Here is a 26,519-nt window from a genome sequence, read left to right as displayed (position 1 = left end):
GTGCTCCTGAAATTAATAATCTTTCATTTTAGCTGAAACATTAACAATATAGTTCCTCGCTTCTTCATATCTGAGGTTAAATTTAAGATACTCATAAACTTTCTGCGGGCTCATGCTGTTTATGACAGGAACAGCCCTGGATATGCTGTATCGTCCGCCGTTATTTTTATTAAAGGCATAGGCGACATTGCCGGCACCAGTATTATACGCAGCGATCGAGCAGTAAAGCCTGCTTTCGGGGTTGTTTATACCTTTCAGATATCGGTAATACAGAATATGCAGATAAGCTGAACCGATTTTAACATTATTCTCTGCATTATAAAGATAAGATGGAGCAAGCACCTTCTTCTTACCTTCGAGAAACTGCATAACATCTACTCCGGCAGATTGGGGAACTATCTGCATTAAACCGTATGCAGGAACATGTGACTTTGCCAAAGGGTTAAAGCGGCTTTCGTTATACATCACCGACATCACCAGAGCCGGATTAAGCTTAAACTCTTTTGCATAATTCTCAGCGAAAGGCTTCACTTTTGCGGCTGATTTCTGATAAGTGTCTGCCGGCAGTTTAATTTTTGCTGTAGTAACATGTTTGCCGGTTTTATCAGATATCTCCGTTGAAACAGACGAATCATTTATAAGCTTATCTGCAAGCTGGTCAAGCTCAGTTGCATTAAGAGGGTTGTCAGAAAAAACAGGCTCAAGTACAGGGTCATCACTTACCTTTTCCGTCACGACTCCTGGAACCTGTTCACGAAGTTTCTTTTCAGTGTTAAAAGCAACCGGATCCCGCCGGAAAGCATTTCCTTTGTCTTCCTTCAAAAGGTCTTTAAGGACAGGTTTGATGTCTGATGGAGTACCGCCGAGAACATCAATCCGTATTTCACCTGTTTCGAAATCAACTATCTTTCTGATACGATAGTTGTTCAGATATTCAACCCACTTTGTATTAGTGGAAACTTCCACAGTATCCCAGTATTTTTCAATATTTTTTTTATAACTTTCGAACTCTTCATTTACTATATTTTTGTATGTTTCAAAAGCCTTTTCGGTCTCCTGCTTATAGGAAGTAAACTCTTTTTTAGAGCTTTCAAACTCCTTTTCATTCTGCCCCTTAAAGTCCTCAAATCCATCCGCATGTGCCAGAACAAAACACATCAGCACCACGACAGTTATAGTAATTTTTTTCATTCTGCAACCATCCATACATATAATTCATGAGTATAGGAATCTTCCCATATTTCCACTATGCGCGCAGTAACAATTTTACCATCAACAGTAAAAAACGAATGATCAGTACCTGTTACAGATGTTCCATATGATGATGACTGTGAAGTGAGATTTGAAAAGCTCTGAACTTTGACACCCATCTGTCTTGCGATCTCGCCGAGAGCTCTCTCCACAGCCAGCTTCTTCTGCCCTGTTTTTCCGTCCTTATGGATACCAGAAACACCTACACCGCCTATCTTTCCGTCTTTCTCTGGTGAGAAATACCATTCAGGTTTCCCGTTTACAAGGTTCGGTCCGCCTCCGCTTGTTGCTGCACATGCAGCCATCAGCACACATAAAGAAAATATAAGAAATATTGCAAATAGTCTTTTCATCAGTCACCTATAAAAAAAGGGCAGCCAAACGGACTGCCCTCTTAAATTTTATAAAATATCTCTTACTGACCCAATCCGCCCTGACCGAACTCTTTATTAACAGCTGCATCAAGCTCGTCCTGTGCTTTCTGAGCCTGAAACTGCTGCCACAGAGCCTGATCGTTTTTCATGCTTGTCACAACCTGTTTCTTTGTGGCGTCAGCAACTTTACTAGGGTCAAGAACTACGAGAACATAAAGCTCGCCACATGGAGAAAACCATGCGTCTTTCTGCATTGTGCCCTGAAGTACCTGGCTTGAAACCTGTTTGGAAACAGAAGATGTCACTTTATCAACAGTCTCTGCATCTCCAACACCGGTAACCTGAGTAAAGTCTTTCATCATTGTATTAACTTTAACTTCTATAACACGGGAGATTTCGCTTCTGGCATTAGCCATAGCAGCGTCTCTCGTAAACTGCATACCACCGGCAGATTTCTTAGCAGAACCGGCTGCCGCAATCGCACCTTCAACCTGTGGATTAACAACCCAGCTAGGAGCACCCTGAAAACACGGATCCGCGAGTTCCTGTTTTGGTTCGCTGCCTGCACATCCAACCATAAGTAATCCCACAGCAGCAAGAAACAGAACTATCTTTTTCATCTTGAACCTCCGTATACTTTTTTAATATAATAATTTACCACACACTTATGCATGTTACCATGATAATTACACAGCATAATAGATGATATCAAAAAATAAAGTGATTATTCACTACATAATTATCTAATACATGACATAATGTATTATGGAGAGTTGAAAATGAAAAAACTGATAATAATACTGATATTTATGGTCTCCTCAATTTCAGTTTATGGTGCTGAAAAAGCAGGCATCATCGAAAATTTCGAAGGTCGTGTACAGATATACGACGGAACTTCACCAAGACCTGAAAACGTGACCGAAACTAAGACTGAAATATATGAGCACAACCGTGTAGCAACCAAAAGAGAAGCAACTGCTCTTTTGAAGTTCATTAATGAAGATAAGATCGCACTTGCGGAAAATTCTGTACTTACAGTGGAGAGCACTAACACCTATGCTCCGGAAGCAGGAAGAGTCGTCTTTTCCATTAAAACCCGAGGCAAAACATCAGGAGTCAATATATCGCTCACAACTGCGGTCATCGGTGTCAAAGGCACAAAATTTGTCGTAGACACAAGCGAAACAGGGAGAAATGCTATTTTCCTGAAAGAAGGAGAGCTCGAAGTTACATCCAAAGAGGGCAACTTTAAAAAATACTCAGAGGTTCAGATAGACGAATATGAAGCTTACGTTAAAAAAATGATGGGCGAATATGACCAATATGTTAAAGACCTTCAAGAAAATTTTGTTGAATATGTACATAACTTTAAAATGAAAGCAGGGAGCGCATTTGCAATAGACGGTAGCGAGGTTCATGAGATAAAGTTTAACAAGGATATTGAGCAGGCATTTTATCTTCTTAACGATGTCGAATAAACGGATAGGCTCTAATAACATCTTACTTATATTCTTCATATTAGGATGTGATTTGTATTGCTGGTAGATCATATAGATTCCCTCGGAGAAACCTGTGGTTCTATTGCTTCGCACATGCTTAACACACGAAGTTACAACTTCGTTGTCACAGCCAGAGTATATGCAAAACACGTCACTGCGAAGTCCGCAGGGATGTGGCAGTCTCTGGACTCGTTAGTTAGTCCTGAGATTGCTTCGTCATTATATTCTTCGCAATGACTCATAAGTTCTAAAGCTGTGATTAGCTCATTCATTCACACATAAATACGTGGTGTTCTGTTTTCTACCGCATAAAAAAAAACTCCTGAGACTGTCAGGAGTTTAATAGTTTAAGTATATTGTTAAGTTCGCTTTTAATCTGTTCTTTATTAAGACCAGTTTCATAATCTTCAGACTCAGCTAGTTTTTTCTTTACACCTTCAATGGTGAACTTTTCATCATAAAGCATAACCTTAAGACGTTTTGCAAGTTCAATATGCTTTTCCGTGTAAAGACGCTGACCACCAGATGATTTAGTAGGTCGAAGCTGTCTGAACTCTTTTTCCCAAAATCTAAGAACTGTAGGTTTAAGACCTGTAATGTCGCAGACTTCGCCTATTTTATAAAATAGCTTAGTCATTTACCTCATCTTTAAAAATCTGGCTAGGTCTGAATACGACAACTGTTCTTGGTTCAATAACAGTCTCAACTCCTGTTTTAGGGTTACGTCCTATTCTGCGCCCGCGCTTTTTAACTTCAAAATTACCAAAACCGGATATTTTGACATTGTTTTTGCCGAGTATCTGATCTCTAACTTCGTTAAAAAGTTCATCGACAACTTTAGCAATGTCTTTCTTAGTAAGACCTAGTTTCTCGTGAATCAACTCAACTATATCAGCTTTTGTCATAGCGAACCTCCAAGTATTAAGATTTTATCCGTTAAAAAAAGACCCGTCAACGCTTTTTGTTGCTATTTCTTAAGAATTTTAATTTTCTTCATAGCAATACCGCTTCCACGGGCAAGTTTTTCCGCAGCTTCGTCTCCGAGGCAGCAAACTTCCATATCGTAATAGTCATAGTAAGTTGTGTCTGTTGCAACTATCCCTGCTATTCTTTTCTCTTCCAGATAGTCAAGAGCGGCCTGTCTGCTCTTAAAAGTTTTCATATATTTGACATTCATTCCCGCTATAACCACACTGGAACTTCTGTCTTCTCTATATGCCTTCCATTTCCTGAAAGCCTTTTTACTGGAACCAATTATCTCAAGATTAAAATCGTTATTTTCTGCAAGAACCCTAACCTTCGCTGCTTCTTTTTCATTAACGTCCAGAAATTGTATAACGTGATTACCCGTAAAAATAGGGGTAACCAACATACGTTTATCTCTTTTGCGCTTTTTAGGCTCTCCTTGCAGTTCCACAGGTTTAGTGAAAAGCTCCGGATTTGCCTCTTTATCTACAGGTGGTTTATATCCGGAAACCACAACAACAGGCTGCGCATTCGCATCCGGTGTTTTTTCCACCTCTGCGATCTTCTGAAAGCCGTCTTTCAGGTAAGGATCCCCACCTGTTCTCAGCTCAAGTTTATAATCTGAAACTTTCTTTGCTATCTTAGTCTTATCTATGGCAGGCAAAGATATATCTTTAACAAGGACAACATGATAAATGACATAAGACGCAAAAACCGCACAGGCAAAAGATGCCGCCACAGTACCGAAAAGAACCAGCATAGAAGAGCCGGCTCCTTTCTTAGATTCACCCAGAACCACTCTGGAGAAAAGCTTATCTGCTGTCTCCCCAGCCAGAAGCATATTAATTTCACTTGAGCTTCTGTTATGGTATCTGATCAAATTAATGTCATTCATCTACAGGTTTATTCCCCTTTATTTTCTGCTATAACCTTTTCTGCAAGGTGTGACGGAACCTCTTCGTAATGAGAGAAATCCATCGAAAAAATGCCGTGACCACCTGTCATACTACGAAGATCCGGTGCATATTTCAAGACCTCAGCCATAGGAACCTGTGATCTTATGTGTTGACCGTTAGATTCTGGCTCCACATTCATTATCCTTCCTCTTCTGGCATTAAGGTCACCGATAACGTTCCCTGTCATGTCGTCAGGCACAAAAACATCTAAATTCATAACCGGTTCGAGAAGTACAGGTTTTGCATCCAGAGCAACTTTTTTAAATGCCATTGAGCCTGCGATAGTAAACGCCATCTCCGATGAGTCAACCGAATGGTATGATCCATCAACAAGAACAGCCTTAAAATCTATCAGCGGGAACCCCGCCAGAACACCCTCTTTGGATGCATCATAAATCCCTTTTTCAACAGCAGGGATATAATTTCTGGGTACAGCTCCACCTACAATTTTATTTTCAAACTGAAACCCTTCGCCACTCTTCAGGGGTGCAAGCTCTATATGTACATCACCATACTGACCACGTCCACCGGACTGCTTTTTATATTTCCCCTGCCCTCTGGCAGACGCCCTGATTGTTTCCATATAAGGCACTTTTGGAGCTTGGAGCTCAACTTCCACACCAAATTTTTTGCTGAGTTTCTCAACAACAACTTCGATGTGCATCTGCCCCATACCTTTGATAAGCATATCTCCGGAACGTTCATCTCTATCCAGTCTAAGTCCGACATCCTCTTCCATAATCCTGTGCAAACCGCCTGAAACCTTATCTTCGTCATCTTTAGACTTAGGTTTCAGAGAATATGCAAGGACAGGGTCCATAAGCTGATATTTAGGGAAAACCAGTTTATGCTTCGGATCGCAAAAGGTATCAAAAGTATCGGTTATTTTAAGCTTATTTACCATACCTATCTGTCCGGCAACGAGTTTGTCAACTTTTATATGGTTTTTACCCTGCAAAATATAAAGCTGGGAAATCTTCTCTTTTTTACCTTTGGCAGAGTTGTAAACCTCTGTGTCATTTGTTATCTCGCCGGAATATACTCTGAACAGAGTCAATTTACCAGCAAAAGGATCCATGAATGTTTTAAAAATCCATGCAGTAAAATTTTCAGATGCAGGTTCAACGAAAACTTCTTCACCAGTATCTTCTTCCACCGCCATTTTATGCTCACGCTCCAGCGGTGACGGAAGGTAGTTTATTATCGCCTCCAGCAGAAATTTACTCCCTATATTTTTTACAGCAGAACCGCAGATAACAGGGATAAACTGCTTAGAAATCGTAGCTTCTCTTATACCTTTCAGTATTTCTTCTTCTGTCAGCTCTTCCCCTTCCAGATACTTTTCAATCAAAGCATCATCGGTTTCGCTTACAGCCTCCAGAAGCTTGTTACGATAATTTTCAACATCTGCCATGCTTTCAGCAGGTATCTCTTCAACAGAAAATTCTGCTGTCGGTTCAGCAGGATATATATATGCTTTCATCTTCACAAGGTCAATAATTCCCCTGAAGCTGTCTTCTTTCCCTATTGGTAAAAAAAGCGGAATCGGCGTTACGCCAAAAGATTTTTCAATGTCTCCTAATGCTCTGAAAAAGTCAGCCCGGTCTTTGTCCATCTTGTTAACAAAAATGACCTTAGCAAGGTCAAATTCTTCTGAAAATCCCCACACACGCTTCGTTTCAGCCTTAACACCTGTAATGGCAGAAGCAATAACAACTGCGCCGCCTACAGCCGACAATCCTGCCCGCGTCTCATGCAGAAAATTTGCATACCCGGGCGTATCAACAATATTGATATGGGTTTTAAGCCACTCTATGGTACAAACTTTTGAGCTGAGAGAGATGCCCCTCTCGATCTCAACAGGGTCAAAGTCCATAACACTGGTTCCGTTATCGACGCTCCCTATTCTGGCGGTAGCCTTGGCGTTGAAGAGGATAGCCTCCACAAGGCTGGTCTTACCCGCACCTCCATGGGATATAAATGCAACGTTACGTATGTCTTTGGTTTCCATATAGTCACCCTCCAGAGCAATACATTCAAATATTATCAATTATATCATCCACTTTTCACACTCTCAAGCCTGACTGTTCAAAAAATATTACATAGATATCATATTTATATCACCGATGTCTGATATCAGCCGAATACATTTGCTTTTTTGCCAAATACTGTTATTTTCTAAAGTAATCTAACATGTGCAGACGTGAAAAACGCAACGCTCTGCATATCTGATTTATATTTAACGGAGGAATTGATGAATAACGGAAACGGCGGTCAAAGCCCCTGGGGTGACGATAAGTTTGACCTGAAGGACAAGCTCCCGAAGATGAACTTTAATGCACCGGGTGCAAGTGTGATCACCATCGTAGTTATTGTTGCATGGCTTGCAAGCGGATTTTTTATTGTAAAGCCATCCGAACAGGCTGTGGTGAAGAGGTTTGGAACGGTGGTGAAAGTTGTAGGCTCAGGACCTAGCTACCACCTACCCTACCCCATTGACTCAGTAGACAAAGCAGAAGTTACAAAGGTGCACAGGCTCGAAGTGGGTTTCCGCACCACCAGAAGCGGCACTAAGTCACTGCCTCAGGAATCTCTTATGCTCACAGGTGACGAAAATATCGTAAGCATCAACCTGAGTGTACAATACAAGATAACTGATATTACTAAATATCTTTACAATGTACACGATGTCGAAGATGCAATACTCGACATTACAGAATCAGCTATCAGAGAGGTTGCAGGCAGAGAAAAGATAGATGATATCCTGACCTCTGGGAAAAACAGAATACAGACGGAAACCCAGAAAGAGATACAGGCTATACTTAATAAATATGAGGCTGGAATACAGATAACTGCTGTTCAGCTTCAGGATGTTGAACCCCCGCAGGAAGTTGTAAACGCTTTCAAAGACGTTGCCAGCGCCCGCGAGGACAAAAACAGATATATTAACGAAGCAGAGGCATATCAGAACGAAGTGATACCAAGAGCAAGAGCAGAAGCAGCAACTATGCTCCAGCAGGCAGAAGGCTATCAGCAGGAAAAAGTTGCAAGAGCAGAGGGTGAGACAAACAGATTTGAATCTGTACTTAAAAGCTACAGAGCTGCCCCTGCGGTCACCAAGAAAAGGCTCTATCTTGAAACAATGGAAAAAGTTCTCGCAAAAAGCGACAAGAAAATTTTCGATTCAAACATAAAAGAAATCACGCCTATCCTGGGGCTTGATAAAGCAATGTCAGGGGGTGCAAAATGAAAAAATACGCAACAGCAGTAGTACCGGTTATCCTGATTGCTCTTTTTGTTGTTTATAAAATGGCAACCTTCACTGTACAAGTTGACCAGACAGCAGTCCTTACCAGACTAGGCAAACCGGTAGCAGAGTACAAAACACCGGGTATCAGGTTTAAAATCCCTTTTGTACACCAGGTTGTATACTTCTCTAAAAAACTCATTGAATACGACGCTTCGCCATCGGAAATAATCACAAACGACAAGAAGAATCTTGTGATAGACAACTTCTGCCGATGGAAAATCTCTGATCCGCTGAAATTTTACCTGACTGTAAAAAGCTATGGTGAAGCATTTAACAGACTGGATGACATAATTTATTCTGAAATGAGAAACGAGCTGGGAAAACACACTCTGCTCGAAACTGTCAGTCATAACCGCCAGAAGATAATGGACAATGTAACTGCACTGACAAAGCTGAAAGCAAAAGAGTACGGCATAGAAATATACGATGTACGAATCAAACGTGCAGACCTGCCGGTTCAGAATGAAAAAGCTGTCTATGCCAGAATGCAGGCGGAACGCGAGCGTATAGCAAAACAGTACCGCTCGGAAGGGCAGGAAAAAGCTCAGGTTATCAAGGCAACAACAGAGAAAGAGAAAGCTATCATACTGGCAAACGCTTATAAAGAAGTTCAGGAGATAAAAGGTGATACCGATGCGAAGGTTATAGATATCTATTCTAAAGCATATGGTAAAGACCCGCAGTTCTTTGAGTTTTATAAGTCGCTTAGTGTTTATGAAAATGTGCTGACAGAAGGAACACAATTCTTCCTCAGTACTGACAACAACATCTTCAAAGTACTTGAAGACGGTAAATAGCTGAAAAGCGGGCGCAAAACTTTTAGCCCCTTACCAGACTTGTCGAAAGTTTAAAGAAGAACAATAAAATCCCCAATTTTGATAACAGGGTTGGGGATTTTTTATTCTAAAATAACATTTTCATGAATAAGCTCATCTAAGCCTTACCAAACTTTTAACGTCACTGCGATGGTTTATCCGAAAGCAGTCTTCCAAATTGAAAATGCATTAATCATTTACAGGCGATACACTCGATCTCGACGAGAACATCTTTAGGCAGCCTTGCAACTTCGACAACAGCCCTTGCCGGACGATGCTCTCCCATAAAGTCAGCATAGATACCATTTATAACACCGAAATCGTCCATATTTTTTATAAATATCGTCACTTTCGCTATATTCTGCTTCGTAAACCCTGCGTCCTCAACTATACACATAAGATTCGTAAGAGCTCTTGTAGTCTGCTCCTCCACTCCTCCTTCAACAATCTTCATCGTTGCAGGCACAAGCGGTATCTGACCGGAGACAAAAAGCATATTGCCTGTTGTCATAACGGCCTGAGAATAAGGACCTATAGCGTCCGGTGCATTAGTCGTGTGAAATGGTATATTCATAATCTCATCCCCTTTAAAACGTTCCATGACATATAATATTTCTGATCAGCACTGAGAGGCTGAAAAAACTTCTCATATTCGACATTGCTGCGGAAAAGCTGCTGTTTGTAGTGTTCTGCGGATAAAAGTGAGATTATCTCACCGATACTTGAATCTGCGATAACTTCTTCATTTTCAATACGGGTAAACATATTTGTAATTGAGTTTGTCACTGTTACAGACCACCTTGTAAGCTTATCTTTCACAGGAAGCTGGGCAAGCTCAGACAGCATCATAAGAACATCACGCCCCTGCGAATCGTAAACATTAGGATAAACAGCGATATATATACTGCCGCCGGCATTAAGAGAGCTGTGCAAAGCGTGGGTTACGTCATGCACAGGTATATAGTTAAAAGTTCCGCCGAGACACATATGTGCGTCCACACGAACCCTGCGCATCGTCTGGGCTATCATAGGACCGCATCTCATAGGTTCGATTTTGTCCTGAACAATCATCTTATCAACGGTCATAGCATAAACCTTATCAAAAAGGTTTTTCTCTGCCAGATACTTAGCCGTAACAAAATCATTAAATGAAGAGTCGCAGACCTTCCCCCCCTGCTTGATGTTCATCCCGTCCAGAAGTTTATAATATGTAAGGTGTGCGTCTTCCAGTCCTCTATAGCTCAAATGTGTTACCTTTCGCTTTACAGTGAATTTAATATCGTATATTCTACATGTGTTTGAACACGTATTAAAGTAACAATATACCCGTTTTAATAATTCAACAATCTTAAGTTTTTTGGAGTAGACACCGGATGAATATAAATGACGTGATGAAGCTGGTCGAAAATGAACGTGAAGCAGTAGAAAAAAACCTGATAGATAATCTCGATTCAGATGTTGAAATGGTAAATAAAGTTGCCGAATACATCTTCGAAAGCGGGGGCAAAAGACTCCGCCCTGTATTCATGATCCTTTCAGCACTGATGTGCGGATATGACGGTGAAAGAACAATTAACCTCGCCGGCGTTGTAGAATATATCCACACAGCCACACTGCTCCACGACGATGTTATAGACGGTGCTAAATACCGCAGAGGGAAAGAGAGCGCCAATAATGTTTTTGGCAACGACATTACCGTTCTCTGTGGTGATTTCCTTTACTCCAGAGCTTTCATGAACCTTGTAAAAGACGGAGACAGCCGTGCCCAGATGCTTCTGGCTGTTGCAGCACGCACCATGAGCGAAGGGGAAGTATTCCAGCTCATCAAAACAGCAGATGTCAAAATCACAATGGACGACTATCTCAGAATAATTAATTCTAAAACAGCCGTGATGTTCGCCACTTGCTGCGAAATAGGAGCTATACTGGGTGAAATGCCTGTGGAAAAACAAAAGGCACTGGCAGACTTCGGCAAGACGCTGGGGATTGCTTTCCAGATGGCGGATGACATCCTCGACTACCTCGGCGACCCTGAAAAAACAGGGAAAAAGCCCGGTACAGACCTTAAAGAAGGTAAGATAACACTTCCTATAATAACCCTTCTGGCTAACGCTGCCGAAGAAGAGAAGAAGCGTGTACGCAATATAATAGTTGACGAACGGTCTTCGGAAGAGAACCTTAACTACATACTGGATCTTATGAACACTTACGACGTGAAAGCAAAATCCGAGCTTGTGGTTGATAAATACATTCAGGAAGCCAAAGCAAACCTGAACCTCTTTGAAAAAAGTAAATACAGGGATGCACTCGATTTTCTGGCTGACTATATGGTTGCAAGAGACAGGTAAAAACCTATGGGTGTGCTCGCTAGGCATTGGGAACAATCCGGCGGCGGTGATGTAACGTGCAGACTGTGCCCTCATATGTGCCGCATATCAAAAGGGGAAACAGGCATTTGCCTCATACGCAGAAACATAGACGGTATGCTCCAGCAGACCGCATATGGTGAGCCCTGCTCTGTTTCAGTTGACCCTGTGGAAAAGAAACCTCTTTATCATTTTCACCCAGGCAAAGACATACTTTCTGTCGGCACAAACGGCTGCAATATGAGATGCAGACACTGTCAGAACTGGCAGATAAGCACAAAGGAAACAACACGTCAGAGCACCACCCCAGAAAGACTCCTAAGACTGTCAAAAGCAAACAACAGCTTCGGTATTGCATATACTTATAACGAACCGATCGTCTGGTATGAATTTATATATGACTGTGCAAAAATATTCAGAGAAGCAGGTCAGGCAAACGTTATGGTTACAAACGGACAGATAAACAACGCTCCGCTGAAGGAACTACTTCCGTTTATTGATGCCATGAACATAGATATCAAAGGCTTCACAGAGAAATTTTATAAAGACGAAGGCGGATATCTCCGGACTACTCTAGACACCATCGAAACATCAGCCAAAGCGGGAACGCACATCGAGCTTACTAATCTTCTCATCCCGGGGCTGAACGACAACATCGAAACCTTTAAAAAGATGTGTATCTTCATAGCGGACATAGATAAAAACATCCCTCTGCATATATCCAGATATTTCCCTCAGCATAAAAGCTCTTTAAGTATAACTAATGAATCAACGCTTAAGGATTTCCGAAAGCTGGCGATGCAGTACCTGAACTATGTCTATGTCGGCAATGCATCCATCCCCGGAACATCAGACACAAAATGCCCCCAATGCGGGGAAATAATAATAAAGCGCAACGGCTATTACACCCAATGCCTAACGGAAGATAACAAATGCACAAAATGCTCCACCTCACTCTCTATTCATTTCTAATTTTAACACTTGCAGCATGCAGTGATCCTTACAGAACGGAACGGTTTTACAGCATGGGGACATTTGTTAGTGTAACTCTGACTGAAAAAAACTTCGACAAGACACAGGATATCCGTGCAAAAATGCAGGAATTAGAAAATACAATCAAATCTGCCACTGAAACTGCCAACAAAACGCAGAACTTCAACTTCAGCGGGGTGATGCAGGAATTGAACATAAGGGGTTCAGAGTTTTCTGACATTACAGACGGCAGATTCAATATCTTTGCACATACCATATCAATTTTATACGGTTTTCCCGAAGGACCTTTCAGAGTGCCTGACGATAACGAGCTTGATCAAGCTCTGGACAACATCGACAAGAAACAAAATGTCATGGTGGATATGGGAGCATACGCAAAAGGCTATATTGTTGACAAAGCTGTGAGCCGCCTTAAAGCTGAAAACATCAACAGTGCACTCATTAATGCGGGAGGCGACCTCTACGCTATGGGCTCAAAGGGAGCCAGAAAATGGCGGGTGGCAATAAAACACCCTGAAACAAGTGAAGAGATGCTCTCCATAGTCAATCTGCGGAATAAGGCTCTTGCAACCAGCGGAGACTATGAACGTTTTTTTCAGGCGGATGACGGCACAATGATCTTTCATATATTCGATGCTACGACAGGTAAAAATCCACTATTTTACTCCAGTGTAAGCGTTATCGCAGATGATACTGTCACAGCCGATGGTCTCGCTACAGTGTTCTTTCTGCTGCCCCCTGAGGATATAAAGATTCAATGCAGCAGGCTCAAAACTCCTGTGCTTCTTTTCACCAAGGATAAAGAGAAGATAAAACTCTGCGGGTGGGAAAAATTTGAAAATAACTAAAACAGACTTTCTGATTATTTCAGCTCTTATAGCCCTTTCTTTAATGCTGATGCTAAACAAAGGAAATGGTGAAAAGAAACTCTTTCTGATCAGTAATAACGTAAAAAAACAGATAAAATTAGAAAACCAGATGATAGAACTCCACGGCGGTGATGTGATTATTGAGGTAACCAAAGATGGGGCCCGCTTTCTTAAAAGTGACTGTTCCAATCAGATATGCGTACATACCGGCTGGGCAAAAGAATGTGGACAGACCGCTGTCTGTGTACCGAACAGATATGCTCTTGTGATAGAGTGCAGAGAGGTCGTATATGACGCAGTCTCAGAGTAAGCGTCTGGCAACAACAGGGCTATTTGCCGCACTGACTGTAACGCTGGGCGTGTTTGAAACGTTCGTGGCTTTACCTGTTCCCGGGGTTCGCATGGGGCTTTCTAATGTAGGCATTATGATGTGCCTTTACATATTAGACTTTCCAGCAGCAATATATGTCGCACTGGCTAAGTCCATTCTTGTACCGCTCCTTACGGGAAATCTGCTAGTTAAAATGTCTATAAGTATGCCCGCAACACTCTGTGCCACAGCAGCTATGGCACTTTATATATTTTTATCCGGTAGATTCACAAGCCCTTTGTCCACAGGAGCTGTAGGGGCATTTGTACACATCTCCGTACAGTTTTTTGCTGTAAAAAACCTTTACATCAAAGCTGATGCGATTTATAACTTATTACCGTATTTCACACTATTTTCAGTGCTTACAGGCGCTGTAACAGGCTATATAACCATACAGATTCTAAAGAATTTCCCAGGGGTTGAAGAGTGCACTTAAATTTTCAAAAAATAATACTCGCAAGCGGGTCACCCCGCAGACGCGAACTCATGACAAGAATAGGTATTAACTTCCAATACGTTACATCCAAAGCAAAAGAAGACATGAGCCCCAATATCCCAGTTGGTGAGCTCACTATAAAAAATGCCGCAATGAAAGGCTATGACGTGTCGAACCTTTACGACGAAGCTTTTATAATAGCTGCCGACACAATAGTATCCTGCGAAGACAGAATATTTGGCAAACCGAAAGGCGAGCAGGACATCATGGATGCTCTCCAGTTCCTCCGGAATAAGAAACATCAGGTCACCACAGGCGTTGCCATAATAAACAAACGTGCAGCCGTGTGCGAAAGATTCTACCGCACAACTGACGTATATTTTAAAAATTACTCTGATGAATTTATCAGATGGTATATCAAATCTGAAGAACCTTTTGATAAAGCAGGTTCCTACGCCATACAAGGGAAAGGAAGCCTTATGGTGGAAAAGATCGATGGCTGTTACGACAATGTCGTAGGGCTCCCGGTTGCTGAACTTTTTGAAAGACTGATAAAGTTTGGTGTACGTCCCGGAGGACTGAATGCATATTGATCTAGTTCATAAATGCCTTGAAAGACAGGCTGAAAGACAAAGCAGAAAGAAATATTTATTTTTTAATGATGAGAAATTTACCTACAGAGATATAAATAAGCGTGCTAACAGGCTGGCGCATATCCTTATAGAAAAAGGGATAAATAAAGGTGACCGTGTTGCCGTTATGCTTGAAAACAGCCCTGAGTTTTTCGTTACATTCTTCGGAATATTAAAATCCGGCGGAATAGCAATCCCGGTGAACACATTCCTCAAGCAGGAAGAAGTCGCCTATATGATTAACGACAGTCAGGCTAAGTTTTTTGTGACATCACAAAACTTCGAAAACGTTGCCACAGGGATAAAGGCTCTTTGCGAAAACCTTAGCTCTGTTATCGCATACACTGAAACATCTTTCAGCTCAGACAATGTAAACACGTCAGCAGTCATAAATGAAAATAATCCAGAAATAGAAATAACCAAAGACGACCTCGCAGTTTTTATATATTCATCAGGTACGACAGGTCACCCAAAGGGTGCAATGCTGACTCACAGCAATATGACTTCGAACACAGCTGCATGTCTGGCAAGATTCAAAGTTACCATCAAGGACAGGTTCCTGCTCTTTCTTCCTGCTTTTCACTCTTACGCAATGATGACATGTATCATACTGCCAACATATGTGGGTTCATCCATCATTATTCTTGAAAGCGTGAATGACCTTAAAAAGAAAACATTCAAAAAGATACTTTTATACAAACGCCCGACTTTTTTCCTCGGTGTTCCGCAGGTTTATATGGCACTCTTAAAATCAAAGATGCCGAAATTTTTTATAAAATATCTATACCCTATAAGGCTTCATGTCAGCGGAGGAGCACCACTTCCTGAGGAAACACTTGAGCAGTTCAGACAGAAGTTCGGACGACCGATAATAGAAGGGTACGGGCTTTCTGAGGCATCACCTGTTGTTTCCGCAAATAAGCTGAAGGAACAAAAACCTCTCTCTGTCGGCCCCGCATTGAAAGGTGTCGAAGCCAAAGTAGTCAATGAATTTGAAAAAGAAGTGCCTACCGGTGACGTCGGAGAGCTCATTGTCAAAGGACCAAACGTTATGCAGGGGTATTGGAATATGCCTGAGCTTACTAAAAGCGCCCTCCGCAACGGGTGGCTCTTCACAGGTGATCTGGCGAAAATTGACGAGGACGGATATATATATATTGTTGACCGCAAAAAAGATCTTATCATTGTAAAAGGGATGAATGTTTATCCCAGAGAGATAGAAGAAGTCCTTCACAAACATGAAAGAATTGCAGCAGCGGCAGTTATAGGGATGCCTGACAAAGCAAGCGGCGAAATCCCTGTTGCGTATGTCAAACCGAAAGACGATGTTGAATTAACAGATAAGGAAATACGTGTGTATCTGAAAAACTGTCTCGCAAATTATAAACTGCCGAAACAGATTTATGTGAAAACCGATCTCCCCATGACTGTCACAGGGAAAATACTCAAGAGAGAGCTGAAAGCCAAAGCTCTGAACAAATGAAATATTACGATGTCATCCTGCCTGTTCCAACAGGCGGGATTTACACCTATACATCCGAAGACGAAATTCAGAACGGGGTCAGAGCCACTGTCCCCCTGGGCAGAAGAACTCTCACCGGCATAGTCCTCAGAGAAAACACGGCTCCGGATGAATCCATAAAATACAGAAATATCAGCACAGTACACGACACAAACCCAATCTTCAGCTGCGAATACATGGATCTGATAATGAAAATATCAGAGTACTATTGTGCCGGTGCAGGGCAGGTTCTGAAGGGTGTCATCTCCGAACAGGTCTACACCAGCGAGAAAACTACAGTAGAGATAAAACATTTTGAACCGAAAGAACTAACCCTCAACGAAGCGCAGCTTTCTGTCTATAACGGTATATATTCATCACTGAAAGACGGCTTCTCAACCCATCTGGTGCACGGCGTTACCGGCAGCGGGAAAACAGAGATATTCATAGAGCTAGCAAAAAAAGTTATAGCCGAAGGCAAACAGGTGCTCTACCTAGTGCCTGAAATATCCCTTACACCTCAGCTTGAAAACAGGCTGTCTGCACGCATGGGGTTCGACGTATTGTCATACCACAGCAAGAAGACACCAAAGAAGCGCAAAGAAGCGTTCTGGAGCTTCTCAGCCGGCACATTGCCGATGATGCTGGGGGCAAGAAGCTCGCTCTTTGTCCCGGCAAAAGAGATAGGTCTTATAATAGTCGATGAAGAGCACGAAAGCAGTTATAAGCAGGACGAGATCCCCTCTTATCAGCTTCGGGATATGTCTGTCCTTTACGGAAAGATACTCAAAATACCTGTGATTCTGGCAAGTGCCACACCATCACTTGAAAGCTGGGCAAACGCTAAAAGCGGAAAATACTTATATCACTCTATCCCGTGCAGACCAGACACCGATATGCCGGAAATTCAGATAGTAGACATGAAAGAGGAAGAACCTATAGGCGGTATTCTGTCCATCCCGCTCTACGATGCAATATATGAAACTATAAACAGAGGTGAGCAGGTCATACTGCTGATAAACAGAAAAGGCTACTCCCACACCCTGTACTGCCGGAAATGCGGAAATATTATAAACTGCTCTAACTGTTCTGTCGCCGTAACATACTATAAGTCAACAAATACATGCAAATGCAACTACTGTTCTCAGGAAGTCAGAAGACCTAAATGCCTCCACTGCGGAAGTGACGACATAACCGACTACGGCGCAGGAACTGAAAAAGTTGCAGAAGTTCTGGAAACAGCATTTGAAAAGAAAATACTCCGACTCGACACTGAAAATGTTAAATCGTACAAAAAACTCTCCGAAATGCTTAAAAGCTTCGAAGATGGCGAATACCCTATCATGGCAGGGACTCAGCTTGTGGCAAAGGGGCTTGATTTCGGCAATGTAACACTGGCAGGCATCATAAATATTGACAACATGTTCACTCTGCCGGACTTCAGAGCAAATGAAAGAGCATACCAGCTTCTGCTGCAACTTGCAGGACGTGCCGGGCGTGCAGATAAAAAAGGACGTGTTGTTATACAAACAGCAATGCCCGAACTTGACCTTTTTAAAAGGCTGGATTGTCTGGACACCACATTTTACGAAATGGAGATGGCACGGAGGAAACTTTTCAACTATCCGCCATTTTATAAAATGTGCCGTATAACCCTCTCTCACACAAAAGAAGAGGCTGTGAAAGACGCCGCATTCCTTGTTTACGACACTCTCCTCCGTTTTAAAAATGATGCAGAGGTATTTTACCCCGCACAGGCGCCGATATATAAAATACAAAACAGGTTCCGCTATGGAATCATCATAAAAAGTCCATTGAACTCAGAACTGTCGAAATTAATCAGAGCAGCAGCCAACACTTTAAAAGATAACGCTAAAACAACACTTCGTATTAAAATAGACCGTGACCCTCACTTTTTCATGTGATTTTTTCAGTATCGACACAGCATTTTGTTTGCAGAATTGATTAATAAGTATATTTTATATTGCATAGTTAATAATACTTTTATAGTATTATTTATAAGCAATATTTGATTTTTATCTTTTGTATAAATGCAGGAGTTGATTATGCCGGTACAATTGGAAGAAAGAAGACAATTTAAAAGATACAGCGCTGTCCCAATAAAGATATACCTTAAGCGTGACGGTGAATTCCGCTTCACAGAAATGCTCGATATCAGCCTTGGCGGGCTTCAGGTCAGAACAAATATAGACTTCAATATTTATGAAAATTACGAGTGTCAGGTAGAAATCCCTCTCAAAGATGGAAAGGACATTATATATGCAAAAGCAATGGTCTGGCGCATTGAACCTGACGAGTCTAACATGAAACTAGGCAAAAGATTTGTGGCGTTCAGATTTATAGAAATACATGAATATGATAAAGTTGTTATTGCAGAATTTCTCTCAAGTTTTGATGAGGATGTGCCTTACACCTAAGACTGCTTTCTGGAGCGAACTTCTTTAAAGAATTGCTTCATCATTGCAGAAATTTCATCGGAGTGCAGCCCTCCTTTGTAACTGACCTTATGATTAAGACCATCAATATCAAAAGTTCTGGCTAGCGAAATAACTCCTCCGAATTTGGGCTCAGTAGTGCCGAAAATAACATTCCTTATCCGGGCATGGATTATTGCACCTGCGCACATAAGGCACGGTTCAAGAGTGACATAAAGTGTGCACTCGTCCAGACGCCAGTCCCCTATCTTTGACGAGGCATCTTCTATTGCTATTATTTCTGCGTGGTTCAGTGCAGATTTACCGCTGTTCTTTTTGTTAGAGCCCCGCCCTATCACTGCGCCTTCAGACACAACTACAGCTCCTATAGGAACTTCGCCTTTTGCCGCTGCACCCTCTGCCTCTTTGACAGCTTCGTTCATAAAGAATATGTCTTGTTCAGTAAATCCGTTCACAGGTTCTCCTGAAGTATGCGTATATATCCGGTAAAAACAACTGATGCAGTCTCAGCCTTAAGGATATTATCTATCGGTCTCACAGGTGTAAACCCTTTATCTTTCAGCATATGATATTCTTCTTCGGTGAAGCCTCCTTCAGGACCAATCACAATGCTCATCTCATTTGTGGTGTTGAAACACCCACGCTCTTCACAACGTTCATAGAAAATTAAGTTACTCTGCATATCCGGCTGAATATCCGCAATGCCAACTGCATCATGTATAACCGGAAGCTGTTCATTTTCTGACTGGAGCGCTGCTTTTACGGATATATCATGATACCTCTGCATAGTTTTGTCTTTCAGGTCATTCAGGCTCCGCTCGGAGATAACGGGTACTATCTCTGTCGCACCAAGCTCTGTGTATTTCTCAACGGCAAAATCCATGTATTCCCGCTTTAAAAGGCACTGATAAACTTTCAGCTTATGGGTATAACGTTTTGCCGGACGACAGCTTTCAACAGACATCACGGCATTTCTTTTCCCCATATCAGTAATAGTACATTCTGCGTATTCATCGTCTGCGAGAACCCCTATAAGATCACCAGCTTTTGCTCTCACGACATTCTTAAGATAGTGAAAATAATCACCCTCAAGTTCAAAAATATCTGTCAGCTTCTGAGCCAGATAAATTCGTTTCATTCACAATTCCTCACACTCACAAAGTCAAAGTCTCCGCTGGTATCGATAACCATGCTGCTCAGGGAGTACCCGTAAACACAGCCGGTATCTATTGCCACACTAACCAGATCCCCCCTTTTATTTCTATTCACAAAGGGTCTGTAAGGATCGTTATGAGCTTCAATCTCTTTAACCGGAGTGTGTCCATGCACCATGGTATAGCCGTAATACTTCTCTGTGGAACGCCAGGTGTCTCTGGACCACATGAAAAGATAGTTTTGCCTTGCCTGAAACTCATAGACACTGTTAGCCTGCCCAAAGGAAGGACCTATCCCCGCATGGGAAAACATAAAGTTATTGTTTTCAAACTTCATACTAGTCTTGTATTCCGCACTTTTGATAAACTCAAGATAAGGTTCCATGTAAGGTATAAAGTCATCAGCGCTCAACGCTGTAACATTTTCAGGTATTGACTGTTCTGATATACTTTCAAGCGTTGCCCTGCCGCCGTAAGTAAACCAGTTTTCATGACTATAGTCATTTGTCTGTTCGGCAAAATCAAGGAAAACATCTTCGTGATTTCCACGAACCATAGTCAGAATCCCAAGCTCTTTCATGTTCATAAAAAGCTGTAGAACCTCGCGTATTCCCGGACCTCTGTCTACAATATCTCCGAGAGAAATGTACTGAACTCCGCTGAATCTCTTCTCAAGTTCATTTATTAACCTGTCAAGGGTGCGTATACACCCGTGGATATCTCCAATAACCGCTGTTACCGGCATTTTATAAGCACTCCCCGCCATTCCTTGTGGCTGCTCTCCCCTGCGACCTCACACCCTTCAAGCTTAAGGGATGAAATGAATTCACCATATTCACTGTCAAGTATGCCGGAGTATATGATGTACTCCGGTCTGAGAGCCATTACATGAGGGTGGATGATTTTCAGAACGCTTGTAATGATATTCGCAACAACAACCTGAACCTCCCCTCTGAAACTTTCAATAACACCTGCCCATGCATATATATTATCAATATGGTTTAGACTTATATTTTCGTAAGTGTTAAAAAGGGCAACCGGATCATTATCGAACGCATACACTTTTGCGGCTCCCCTCTTGGAGGCTGTGATTGCGAGTATCCCACTGCCGCAACCTGCATCAATGACATTTTTCCCGCTGCATACATTCTCAAGCAGCTCTGCCGCACATTTTGTTGTGGGGTGTGTTCCTGTCCCGAACGCCATTGATGGATTAATGATTATAGTATTTTCGTCGGACTGAATTGAAGCATCAAATTCATACCTGATGCTATCAGTAAGATTACCCGGTTTGATAAACTCCTTCCACTTCTCTTCCCATCCGGTATCTTCGACAGGTGTTCTTGTCAGATATTGCTCTTCTATGATCTCAGGAAGTGTCTCATCAAAGTATATAACATTGCAGACGGACTCCCCTTTAAAGTCTTCTTCTATCGGGTATATACCGAGCTCTGCAAGGATTTCTCTTGTTTTTTCGGAAAGTATTCCGTATCTGTATTCAATCATAAGTGTTTATATCATATTCTTTGACTGTTGCAATAAACTAAAACATATGAGATTAAAATTATATGAGATACTCCAGACGCCTGTCAGAACAGTACGGACTTTCTGTACGCATGGCAAAAAAATATATTAAAGACGGAATGGTTGCTCTTGACGGTATCGTTACGACCAAAGATCTGGACAGTGACGAAGGCTTTTTAGAACTGACCGCCGAAACAAAAAGACCGGATGTCACGCCAGCAGATTACATTGTCAAAGAATTCGATCATATCGTTTTTTTTGACAAGCCGGCTTTTATGCATACTGACCTTCAGAAACCTGACGATCCTATCACGATGACTGACGTCATCATGGCATATTCAAATGAGTTCAGCTTTATATCCAGACTGGATTATACAACAGACGGTGTGATTGCGGCAGTTCGTGATGACTTTTTTGTTTTTGAGACAAGAAAAGTCTACCTTGCCCATGTCGAAGGTAAAATTGAGAAGCCCTTTGTTATGGATAACCTGATAGATGCTGATAAAAGGCGCAAGGTGAGGGTTCTGGAAAAGCCCGGAGGCTACAAAACGACATTTACACCTGTCAGTTTTGAAAATGGTCTCACACTCGTACGAGCAGAGATGGAAAATGCCTCAAGACATCAACTACGTGCGTATCTTGCTCACAAAGGGCACCCTATTCTCGGAGATGAACTTTACGGCGGGACAGCAGCAGACAGGATAATGCTTCACTGCAAAGAAACCTATGTTAACAGATTCCCGGGCATCAGCTGTCTGACAGATAATTTTATTATAACTACAAAGAAGTAATAGCGTATTTCGATAGCGCACAATAGATTTCAGATGTATATTAGATTATATTTAAGCTTCCGGAGGAATTTATGTTTAAGCCAAAAGAGATACTCGTACCCACAGACTTTTCAGAATATTCAGAAGCTGCCCTCGCTCAGGCAGTAGAGCTCGCCCAGCAGTTCGGTTCAAAGATACACCTTGTTCACGTTTCAGCACAGGATGCAGAGCACATGCCTATGTTTTTCCTTGATGATGAAAAAGTCGGCGAAGTTAAAAAGCATCTTGCCGAATACAACAAGCAGCTCATGGACGCAAAGATAGAAAAATTCATTAAAGGTAAAAATGTTAACTACGAAACCCACTTTGAGACAGGCTCTCCGTATGATAAGATACTTAAGTTAGCCGATATACTTAAAGTTGATCTTATCGTTATTTCTTCTAAAGGTAAGAATGCACTAGAAGGATTCTTTACTGGAAGTACAACAGAAAAAGTTGTCAGAAAAGCTAACTGCTGTGTTTTTCTGGTCAGAAAAGTTCTGCAATAGTAAAACAGTAACTTTAACAACGTTTGAATGTCTCTATAATTCCAAACAGATATAAACGTTTTTAAATAGCACTTTAGTCTGTTTTTACAGATACTTACATCACAATATTAATGTATTTGAATACTGCTTATGCTAATTTTAAAATACTCTTGTATTATTTAATCACACATGATAAAAAAGTGTTTCTATGTATCATTTAAGGAGGATTGTTCTATGAAAAAGCTTATTATAACACTTGCTGCAGTTTTCGCTGTTACAGCAGTGCTTGTAGCGTTCCCTGCTTCCTCGGAAGCGAAAGTTTACAAGTTCTCCGGCGGACCTTCGGGCGGTACTTTCCAGTATTTCGCCTCTGGTATCAGCCAGTGGACAAATGACAAAAAACTTCTGGACAAAGACAAAGTCAACGTCAGCGCTTCTGCCGGTTCAACTCAAAACGTAAGGCTTATCTCCGCTGGCAGAGCCGATTTCGGCATTGCTTATGCCGGTGACACATACCTTGCTACTATCGGAAAACTTTCACCGCAGGACACCAGAAAATATGAAGGTGTCAGAGCTGTTGGATATCTCTACGGTGCGCCTGCTCAGCTTATCGTAAGAGCCGATTCCGGCATAAACTCTGCTGCTGACCTTGTAGGCAAAAGGGTCGGAGTTGGTAAAGGCGGTTCCGGTGCCGCTGCAAACGCCGAACGTTTCTTCAAAGGGATGGGCGTCTGGGATAAGATGGAACCACAATTCCTTGGATATAACAACGCTGCGGCTGCTTTCTCTAACAAACAGCTTGACGCTTTCTGGGTTTTCGCAGGATACCCTACAGCGGCTGTTATTCAGGCTGCACAACAAAATGACATCAAACTCATAAATGTCTTCACAGACGCTGAAACACACGGTGTTTTTAACGAATACCCATTTTACAGCTCTATTGACATCCCCGCAAACACTTATAAAGGTCAGGCTGAAGTCACAAAGTCATTTCAGGATTCTGCTCTCTGGATAGCCAGCGAAAAAGTCCCTGAGGATGTGGTATACAACATGATCAAATCTGTCTACAGCAAAGAAGGTCTATCATACCTCGTAACCATCAAAAAGACTGCAAGACAAATGAGCGTCGAAGGCGGAACAAAAGGTACAACACAGCTTAAACTTCACCCTGGAGCTGAAAAGTTCTGGAGAGAAATGGGCGTAATCAAGTAATAACAACACACAATCAAAGTTTGGTATAAAGCGGTGGGCAATCGTGTCTGCCGCTTTTTTTAAGGAGTGATCATCGTGTATGCTGATCTGAAGAAATTTGAAAAAATCATATTTGATATTGCGGCTGTGTTCTTAGTTCTATTTTACTCATATGCTGCACTTATAAAGCCCGTATCAACCGAATACCACAAGGGTATATATGTGTTTATCACATATTTTCTGATTTTCCTCGTATATAAATCTAAAAATAAATGGCTTAGAATTATTGACTATATATTAATTCTTGCGGCATGCGTACCTGTTTTATATTTCATGATATTTTTCGTTGACTTAAACTACAGAGCAGGTGCTGAAACTATCATGGATCAGTGGATGTCTGTAGTGGGCGTACTGATGGGTATCGAAGTGGCTAGACGTGCGGTTGGTTCTGTATTTGTACTTCTCGGCGGAGCAATGATACTTTACGGTGTCTTCGGTGATAAAGTACCTGATCTCTTCCAGCACTCCGGCGGAAACTTCCTTGATACCATATCTGTTGCTATATTCCTTACAAACGATGGCGTTTTCGGAATCATGGCAGACGTTCTCGCCACATATGTACTGCTTTTTGTCCTCTTTGGTGCTTTTCTGGAAAAATCCGGAGCACAGAAGTTTTTTATCGACCTCCCACTTGCGGCTGTCGGTCACAAAACCGGAGGCCCCGCAAAAGTCGCAGTTATTGCCAGTGCAATATTCGGTTCCATATCAGGCTCTGCTATCGCAAACACAGTATCCACAGGGGCTTTCACCATACCTCTTATGAAAAAGGCTGGTTTCAAACCTCACGTTGCCGGTGCTGTTGAACCAGCAGCATCTATCGGTGGTATGTTTATGCCTCCTATCATGGGAGCCGGCGGTTTCATCATGGCGGAGCTGACAGAAGTTCCATACCAGACGATCATGCTTGTTGCTATATTTCCTGCGCTGATGTATTTCTTCAGCGTATTTGTAATGGTTCACTACGAGGCTAAACTTCATAACATCAGGGGTGAAAAATCCGCTGTCAGCCCCAAGCAGATATTTAAAGAAGGATGGCATTATGTTATGCCTCTCGTCCTTATTACCATACTCATGATAATGGGAAAATCCCCAGGCTATTCGGCTGTTGTCGGAATGCTCTCATGCGTTATCATAACATGGACAAGGGGTTCTAAATACGTATCAATATTCACTATTGTCCTGCTGGGTGTTCTCTTCGCAGACTCTGTTAAAGGCTTTGATTCGGTTAATGAAATGTCTGCCGGGCTTTCAACCCTCGTAACATTCGGCTTTGCTGCACTCAGGGGTGAGCTGAGGATTAACCTTAAAGAATTCATCGAAGCATCCAGAAACGGAACAGAATCCAGCCTGAAAATCGGAGCTACTGTTGGTGTCATAGGAATAATTATCTCTATGCTGACTTACTCCGGTCTGACACTTACATTCAGCTCAATAATAATACACCTTGCTGCCGGCAAACTGTGGCTTACTATCCTGCTTATTGCGCTTGCATCACTTGTGCTTGGTATGGGTGTTCCTGTTACTGCGGCGTACCTTATTACAGCTGTTGTTGCTGTTCCTGCCCTGACAGAACTGGGTGTTTCACCTATCGCAGCACATATGGTGGTTTACTGGCTATCTCAGGACTCAAACATAACACCTCCGGTGTGCATTGCGGCTTTTGCAGGGGCGACTATCGCAAAGGCGAATATGTGGCTAACAGCTTTTAATGCGTTCAAGTTTGCAAAGTTCCTTTATCTGGGCCCGTTCCTTTTCGCTTATGTGCCGGCCTTCAGTATGCGTCATTACCTGCCGGGAAGTGATTCATATGAATGGTTTTCACCTACAACTATTACACTGACTTTCATTGCAGTAATAATCGGTAATTATATTTTTTCTTATATACTGAGCTTCCACTGGATAGTTCTGTTCAAAAAGAAAAAACAACCCGCATAAACTATATAGGACTTTAAAGCCGGGGCACGACTCCGGCTTTATTATTTTAGTAACTATAGAAATTATTAGTTGACAAAAATAGTCTTAAAATATAACATAAAATTATGACTAATATAGATAACATAGACGATAAGCTTCGGGAAAAAGGTCTCCGTGCAACGGCACAGCGCCTTATGATATGCAGAGAGATCGATAAAGCAGGACACATAGAGATCGAATCTCTCTATGAAAGCCTCAAAAAACAGATCCCGTCCTTGTCCATTGCCACCATATACAAAAACATGCACTCTCTTGCTGAAAAAGAGATCATTACAGAAGTGAATGTCAGCGGTAAAAAAACTATGTACGAACTGAACATAGATCCTCATATTCACCTTGTATGCTCAGAATGCGGCAATATAGAAGACATCCCCTTTGATACTATCAAGCTTGTCAGCAATATCAAAGAATTGTCTGATAGAAAAATTTCCGAATGCAAACTCACCACAGTCGGTATATGCAGCAAATGTCTGGGCTAAAACTATTGTCCGGCACACGGTTCACATTGACATTTTCAATATAAAA

General features: G+C 41.9%; 31 protein-coding genes. 17 read left to right on the top strand and 14 right to left on the bottom strand.

The features are described from left to right. Positions 1 to 12: 12 nt before the first annotated feature. The 3 genes from DACET_RS06080 to DACET_RS06070 all read right to left on the bottom strand — a co-directional run bounded on the left by DACET_RS06080 (position 13) and on the right by DACET_RS06070 (position 2,245). Positions 13 to 1,191, bottom strand: a complete 1,179-nt coding sequence (locus DACET_RS06080) for a murein transglycosylase domain-containing protein (RefSeq protein ID WP_013010503.1) — start codon at positions 1,189 to 1,191, stop codon at positions 13 to 15. Further along, positions 1,188 to 1,604, bottom strand: coding sequence for a hypothetical protein (locus DACET_RS06075; protein ID WP_013010502.1), 417 nt, complete (start codon positions 1,602 to 1,604; stop codon positions 1,188 to 1,190). The genes DACET_RS06080 and DACET_RS06075 overlap by 4 nt, the downstream gene beginning before the upstream one ends. Before the next feature lie 62 nt (positions 1,605 to 1,666). Further along, the gene (locus tag DACET_RS06070; RefSeq protein ID WP_013010501.1) at positions 1,667 to 2,245 is read right to left on the bottom strand and encodes an LPP20 family lipoprotein; all 579 of its coding nucleotides are present in this window, start codon (positions 2,243 to 2,245) and stop codon (positions 1,667 to 1,669) included. 159 nt (positions 2,246 to 2,404) lie between these two features. Here DACET_RS06070 and DACET_RS06065 point away from each other — a divergent pair, with 159 nt between their 5' ends. Further along, on the top strand, positions 2,405 to 3,103 hold the full coding sequence (locus DACET_RS06065) for a FecR domain-containing protein (RefSeq protein WP_013010500.1): 699 nt from the start codon (positions 2,405 to 2,407) through the stop codon (positions 3,101 to 3,103). A gap of 131 nt (positions 3,104 to 3,234) precedes the next feature. Here DACET_RS06065 and DACET_RS16245 read toward each other — a convergent pair whose 3' ends face one another. The 5 genes from DACET_RS16245 to fusA form a co-directional block, all read right to left on the bottom strand. After that, on the bottom strand, positions 3,235 to 3,396 hold the full coding sequence (locus DACET_RS16245; RefSeq protein ID WP_169304193.1) for a hypothetical protein: 162 nt from the start codon (positions 3,394 to 3,396) through the stop codon (positions 3,235 to 3,237). A gap of 59 nt (positions 3,397 to 3,455) precedes the next feature. Then, positions 3,456 to 3,761: a MerR family transcriptional regulator gene (locus DACET_RS06060; RefSeq protein ID WP_013010499.1), complete on the bottom strand. Its 306-nt coding sequence runs from the start codon at positions 3,759 to 3,761 to the stop codon at positions 3,456 to 3,458. Further along, positions 3,754 to 4,029: an integration host factor subunit alpha gene (locus tag DACET_RS06055; RefSeq protein WP_013010498.1), complete on the bottom strand. Its 276-nt coding sequence runs from the start codon at positions 4,027 to 4,029 to the stop codon at positions 3,754 to 3,756. Before DACET_RS06055 ends, DACET_RS06060 begins: the two co-directional genes overlap by 8 nt. A gap of 62 nt (positions 4,030 to 4,091) precedes the next feature. Then, the gene (locus DACET_RS06050; protein WP_013010497.1) at positions 4,092 to 4,985 is read right to left on the bottom strand and encodes a hypothetical protein; all 894 of its coding nucleotides are present in this window, start codon (positions 4,983 to 4,985) and stop codon (positions 4,092 to 4,094) included. Between the two features lie 8 nt (positions 4,986 to 4,993). Further along, a complete protein-coding gene (fusA, locus tag DACET_RS06045; protein ID WP_013010496.1) occupies positions 4,994 to 7,057 on the bottom strand; it encodes an elongation factor G in 2,064 nt (687 codons plus the stop codon). Positions 7,058 to 7,300: 243 nt separating this feature from the next. Between fusA and hflK the strand changes: the two genes are divergently transcribed. Continuing rightward, positions 7,301 to 8,296: an FtsH protease activity modulator HflK gene (gene hflK, locus DACET_RS06040; protein WP_013010495.1), complete on the top strand. Its 996-nt coding sequence runs from the start codon at positions 7,301 to 7,303 to the stop codon at positions 8,294 to 8,296. Next, a complete protein-coding gene (gene hflC / locus DACET_RS06035) occupies positions 8,293 to 9,153 on the top strand; it encodes a protease modulator HflC (RefSeq protein ID WP_013010494.1) in 861 nt (286 codons plus the stop codon). Before hflK ends, hflC begins: the two co-directional genes overlap by 4 nt. Before the next feature lie 211 nt (positions 9,154 to 9,364). Here the strand turns inward: hflC and DACET_RS06030 are convergent, their stop codons facing one another. Continuing rightward, positions 9,365 to 9,745 (bottom strand): RidA family protein, encoded by a 381-nt coding sequence (locus DACET_RS06030; protein WP_041229929.1) that lies wholly within the window; start codon positions 9,743 to 9,745, stop codon positions 9,365 to 9,367. After that, the gene (locus tag DACET_RS06025) at positions 9,742 to 10,416 is read right to left on the bottom strand and encodes a hypothetical protein (protein WP_013010492.1); all 675 of its coding nucleotides are present in this window, start codon (positions 10,414 to 10,416) and stop codon (positions 9,742 to 9,744) included. The genes DACET_RS06030 and DACET_RS06025 overlap by 4 nt, the downstream gene beginning before the upstream one ends. Before the next feature lie 128 nt (positions 10,417 to 10,544). Between DACET_RS06025 and DACET_RS06020 the strand changes: the two genes are divergently transcribed. The 9 genes from DACET_RS06020 to DACET_RS05980 all read left to right on the top strand — a co-directional run bounded on the left by DACET_RS06020 (position 10,545) and on the right by DACET_RS05980 (position 18,776). Beyond that, positions 10,545 to 11,519 carry a polyprenyl synthetase family protein gene (locus DACET_RS06020; RefSeq protein WP_013010491.1) on the top strand — a complete coding sequence of 325 codons (975 nt, stop codon included), beginning with the start codon at positions 10,545 to 10,547 and terminating at the stop codon, positions 11,517 to 11,519. A 6-nt stretch (positions 11,520 to 11,525) separates the two neighbouring features. Then, complete coding sequence (gene amrS / locus DACET_RS06015) at positions 11,526 to 12,509, top strand: AmmeMemoRadiSam system radical SAM enzyme (RefSeq protein WP_013010490.1); 984 nt, start codon at positions 11,526 to 11,528, stop codon at positions 12,507 to 12,509. Beyond that, entirely contained in the window at positions 12,470 to 13,378 is a 909-nt protein-coding gene (locus tag DACET_RS06010; protein WP_013010489.1) for an FAD:protein FMN transferase, read from the top strand. Before amrS ends, DACET_RS06010 begins: the two co-directional genes overlap by 40 nt. Further along, complete coding sequence (locus DACET_RS15475; RefSeq protein ID WP_013010488.1) at positions 13,365 to 13,709, top strand: NusG domain II-containing protein; 345 nt, start codon at positions 13,365 to 13,367, stop codon at positions 13,707 to 13,709. Before DACET_RS06010 ends, DACET_RS15475 begins: the two co-directional genes overlap by 14 nt. Next, positions 13,690 to 14,205, top strand: a complete 516-nt coding sequence (locus DACET_RS06000; RefSeq protein ID WP_013010487.1) for a Gx transporter family protein — start codon at positions 13,690 to 13,692, stop codon at positions 14,203 to 14,205. The genes DACET_RS15475 and DACET_RS06000 overlap by 20 nt, the downstream gene beginning before the upstream one ends. Continuing rightward, positions 14,196 to 14,798 (top strand): Maf family protein, encoded by a 603-nt coding sequence (locus DACET_RS05995; protein ID WP_013010486.1) that lies wholly within the window; start codon positions 14,196 to 14,198, stop codon positions 14,796 to 14,798. Before DACET_RS06000 ends, DACET_RS05995 begins: the two co-directional genes overlap by 10 nt. Next, positions 14,788 to 16,320 (top strand): fatty acid--CoA ligase, encoded by a 1,533-nt coding sequence (locus tag DACET_RS05990; RefSeq protein ID WP_013010485.1) that lies wholly within the window; start codon positions 14,788 to 14,790, stop codon positions 16,318 to 16,320. Before DACET_RS05995 ends, DACET_RS05990 begins: the two co-directional genes overlap by 11 nt. Beyond that, entirely contained in the window at positions 16,317 to 18,263 is a 1,947-nt protein-coding gene (gene priA, locus DACET_RS05985; protein WP_013010484.1) for a replication restart helicase PriA, read from the top strand. Before DACET_RS05990 ends, priA begins: the two co-directional genes overlap by 4 nt. Positions 18,264 to 18,404: 141 nt before the next feature. Beyond that, positions 18,405 to 18,776: a PilZ domain-containing protein gene (locus tag DACET_RS05980; RefSeq protein ID WP_013010483.1), complete on the top strand. Its 372-nt coding sequence runs from the start codon at positions 18,405 to 18,407 to the stop codon at positions 18,774 to 18,776. Here DACET_RS05980 and DACET_RS05975 read toward each other — a convergent pair. Genes DACET_RS05975 through DACET_RS15470 form a run of 4 tightly spaced genes read right to left on the bottom strand, consistent with a single transcriptional unit; the run spans position 18,773 to position 21,454 of the window. Then, positions 18,773 to 19,249: a nucleoside deaminase gene (locus DACET_RS05975; RefSeq protein ID WP_013010482.1), complete on the bottom strand. Its 477-nt coding sequence runs from the start codon at positions 19,247 to 19,249 to the stop codon at positions 18,773 to 18,775. The two genes, DACET_RS05980 and DACET_RS05975, sit on opposite strands and share 4 nt — an antisense overlap. Next, complete coding sequence (locus DACET_RS05970) at positions 19,246 to 19,932, bottom strand: RsmE family RNA methyltransferase (protein ID WP_013010481.1); 687 nt, start codon at positions 19,930 to 19,932, stop codon at positions 19,246 to 19,248. Before DACET_RS05970 ends, DACET_RS05975 begins: the two co-directional genes overlap by 4 nt. Continuing rightward, positions 19,929 to 20,693 (bottom strand): metallophosphoesterase family protein, encoded by a 765-nt coding sequence (locus tag DACET_RS05965; RefSeq protein WP_013010480.1) that lies wholly within the window; start codon positions 20,691 to 20,693, stop codon positions 19,929 to 19,931. The genes DACET_RS05970 and DACET_RS05965 overlap by 4 nt, the downstream gene beginning before the upstream one ends. Beyond that, complete coding sequence (locus DACET_RS15470) at positions 20,684 to 21,454, bottom strand: 50S ribosomal protein L11 methyltransferase (RefSeq protein ID WP_013010479.1); 771 nt, start codon at positions 21,452 to 21,454, stop codon at positions 20,684 to 20,686. The genes DACET_RS05965 and DACET_RS15470 overlap by 10 nt, the downstream gene beginning before the upstream one ends. A 62-nt stretch (positions 21,455 to 21,516) precedes the next feature. Here DACET_RS15470 and DACET_RS05955 point away from each other — a divergent pair, with 62 nt between their 5' ends. The 5 genes from DACET_RS05955 (at position 21,517) to DACET_RS05935 (ending at position 26,473) form a co-directional block, all read left to right on the top strand. Further along, positions 21,517 to 22,263 (top strand): pseudouridine synthase, encoded by a 747-nt coding sequence (locus DACET_RS05955; RefSeq protein WP_013010478.1) that lies wholly within the window; start codon positions 21,517 to 21,519, stop codon positions 22,261 to 22,263. A 71-nt stretch (positions 22,264 to 22,334) separates the two neighbouring features. Further along, positions 22,335 to 22,790: a universal stress protein gene (locus tag DACET_RS05950; RefSeq protein WP_013010477.1), complete on the top strand. Its 456-nt coding sequence runs from the start codon at positions 22,335 to 22,337 to the stop codon at positions 22,788 to 22,790. Positions 22,791 to 23,003: 213 nt separating this feature from the next. Next, positions 23,004 to 23,981, top strand: coding sequence for a TAXI family TRAP transporter solute-binding subunit (locus DACET_RS05945; protein ID WP_013010476.1), 978 nt, complete (start codon positions 23,004 to 23,006; stop codon positions 23,979 to 23,981). Positions 23,982 to 24,056: 75 nt separating this feature from the next. After that, positions 24,057 to 25,955, top strand: a complete 1,899-nt coding sequence (locus DACET_RS05940; protein WP_013010475.1) for a TRAP transporter permease — start codon at positions 24,057 to 24,059, stop codon at positions 25,953 to 25,955. Between the two features lie 104 nt (positions 25,956 to 26,059). Then, positions 26,060 to 26,473, top strand: a complete 414-nt coding sequence (locus tag DACET_RS05935) for a Fur family transcriptional regulator (protein WP_013010474.1) — start codon at positions 26,060 to 26,062, stop codon at positions 26,471 to 26,473. Positions 26,474 to 26,519: the final 46 nt, after the last annotated feature.

This window comes from Denitrovibrio acetiphilus DSM 12809 (assembly GCF_000025725.1).
In the GTDB taxonomy this organism is placed as follows: domain Bacteria; phylum Chrysiogenota; class Deferribacteres; order Deferribacterales; family Geovibrionaceae; genus Denitrovibrio; species Denitrovibrio acetiphilus.
Note: the sequence above shows the minus strand (reverse complement) of the source record. Positions and strands in the feature narration are given on the sequence as shown.

Bases quoted from the DNA above. Each gene is read 5' to 3' on its own strand.
- DACET_RS05990 (WP_013010485.1), top strand. From the start codon at position 14,788: ATGCATATTGATCTAGTTCATAAATGCCTTGAAAGACAGGCTGAAAGA.
- DACET_RS16245 (WP_169304193.1), bottom strand. From the start codon at position 3,396: ATGAATGAGCTAATCACAGCTTTAGAACTTATGAGTCATTGCGAAGAA.
- fusA (WP_013010496.1), bottom strand. From the start codon at position 7,057: ATGGAAACCAAAGACATACGTAACGTTGCATTTATATCCCATGGAGGT.
- DACET_RS06065 (WP_013010500.1), top strand. From the start codon at position 2,405: ATGAAAAAACTGATAATAATACTGATATTTATGGTCTCCTCAATTTCA.
- DACET_RS06070 (WP_013010501.1), bottom strand. From the start codon at position 2,245: ATGAAAAAGATAGTTCTGTTTCTTGCTGCTGTGGGATTACTTATGGTT.
- DACET_RS06010 (WP_013010489.1), top strand. From the start codon at position 12,470: ATGCACAAAATGCTCCACCTCACTCTCTATTCATTTCTAATTTTAACA.
- DACET_RS05965 (WP_013010480.1), bottom strand. From the start codon at position 20,693: ATGCCGGTAACAGCGGTTATTGGAGATATCCACGGGTGTATACGCACC.
- hflC (WP_013010494.1), top strand. From the start codon at position 8,293: ATGAAAAAATACGCAACAGCAGTAGTACCGGTTATCCTGATTGCTCTT.
- DACET_RS06075 (WP_013010502.1), bottom strand. From the start codon at position 1,604: ATGAAAAGACTATTTGCAATATTTCTTATATTTTCTTTATGTGTGCTG.
- DACET_RS05945 (WP_013010476.1), top strand. From the start codon at position 23,004: ATGAAAAAGCTTATTATAACACTTGCTGCAGTTTTCGCTGTTACAGCA.
- DACET_RS05935 (WP_013010474.1), top strand. From the start codon at position 26,060: ATGACTAATATAGATAACATAGACGATAAGCTTCGGGAAAAAGGTCTC.
- DACET_RS06050 (WP_013010497.1), bottom strand. From the start codon at position 4,985: ATGAATGACATTAATTTGATCAGATACCATAACAGAAGCTCAAGTGAA.
- DACET_RS06055 (WP_013010498.1), bottom strand. From the start codon at position 4,029: ATGACAAAAGCTGATATAGTTGAGTTGATTCACGAGAAACTAGGTCTT.
- amrS (WP_013010490.1), top strand. From the start codon at position 11,526: ATGGGTGTGCTCGCTAGGCATTGGGAACAATCCGGCGGCGGTGATGTA.
- DACET_RS06030 (WP_041229929.1), bottom strand. From the start codon at position 9,745: ATGAATATACCATTTCACACGACTAATGCACCGGACGCTATAGGTCCT.
- DACET_RS06080 (WP_013010503.1), bottom strand. From the start codon at position 1,191: ATGAAAAAAATTACTATAACTGTCGTGGTGCTGATGTGTTTTGTTCTG.
- DACET_RS05955 (WP_013010478.1), top strand. From the start codon at position 21,517: ATGAGATACTCCAGACGCCTGTCAGAACAGTACGGACTTTCTGTACGC.
- DACET_RS06020 (WP_013010491.1), top strand. From the start codon at position 10,545: ATGAATATAAATGACGTGATGAAGCTGGTCGAAAATGAACGTGAAGCA.
- DACET_RS05970 (WP_013010481.1), bottom strand. From the start codon at position 19,932: ATGAAACGAATTTATCTGGCTCAGAAGCTGACAGATATTTTTGAACTT.
- hflK (WP_013010495.1), top strand. From the start codon at position 7,301: ATGAATAACGGAAACGGCGGTCAAAGCCCCTGGGGTGACGATAAGTTT.
- DACET_RS06060 (WP_013010499.1), bottom strand. From the start codon at position 3,761: ATGACTAAGCTATTTTATAAAATAGGCGAAGTCTGCGACATTACAGGT.
- DACET_RS06000 (WP_013010487.1), top strand. From the start codon at position 13,690: ATGACGCAGTCTCAGAGTAAGCGTCTGGCAACAACAGGGCTATTTGCC.
- DACET_RS05980 (WP_013010483.1), top strand. From the start codon at position 18,405: ATGCCGGTACAATTGGAAGAAAGAAGACAATTTAAAAGATACAGCGCT.
- DACET_RS15470 (WP_013010479.1), bottom strand. From the start codon at position 21,454: ATGATTGAATACAGATACGGAATACTTTCCGAAAAAACAAGAGAAATC.
- DACET_RS05950 (WP_013010477.1), top strand. From the start codon at position 22,335: ATGTTTAAGCCAAAAGAGATACTCGTACCCACAGACTTTTCAGAATAT.
- priA (WP_013010484.1), top strand. From the start codon at position 16,317: ATGAAATATTACGATGTCATCCTGCCTGTTCCAACAGGCGGGATTTAC.